The organism is Protofrankia sp. Cr1 (assembly GCF_963555865.1).
Classification (GTDB): domain Bacteria; phylum Actinomycetota; class Actinomycetes; order Frankiales; family Frankiaceae; genus Protofrankia.
Window position 1 is genome coordinate 11,885 of the sequence record NZ_CAUVXO010000053.1, and the last position, 618, is coordinate 12,502.

Sequence of the window (618 nt, forward strand, 5' to 3'; positions counted from 1 at the left end):
GACGGATTCACCCGTCCCTGTTCTCTCCCGAGTCTCCGACTGGGCCGTCAGAGGTCTGGCCATCATCCCGGTTCTGGGCAACGACCAACTGTTCCACTGCTACGAGCAACTCATCAGGATCAGCCATACTACGCGCCCTCCCAAGTATTCCTCTGGATGCCATCAACGTGCGGTCACGCAGTTTCCCATCGACCACGCTCGCAAACCACGGTTACTCCGTTGATAGATGGTAACGAACAGGTTACCGGGAAGTCGGAGATACCGCGACCGCTTTTCACGGGATTCGCACGAGAACAGAAGGCGACATCAGTGCATAACGTCGTGACCTGGGCCCACGCTCCTGTAGTGTGATCCAGATCACTTCATCGTAGCCGACCACGGGACCGGTCGGGACTGTCGACTCTCACACCGCCCGGACCCTCACCGAGCTCGGCGACCATCCCGGCACCGAGCTGAGGCACCGGGCCGCGTTCACCTCCTGGGACCAGGAGGCGTTCCCGCGCGTCCATCTGCTCACCCACACGGATCTTGGTGACTGCCTGGCCGCTCAAGCACGCGCCGACGAGGCCATCGCCGCCTGGAGCAGTGCACTGGACCTGGCCGAAGGCATGGCCTCAG

1 pseudogene is annotated in these 618 nt (G+C 62.1%); it reads left to right on the forward strand.

Annotation, left to right across the window (positions count from 1 at the left end):
- Window positions 1–377: 377 nt before the first annotated feature.
- A pseudogene (locus tag U9980_RS28480) lies at window positions 378–618 on the forward strand (tetratricopeptide repeat protein); the annotation flags it as partial.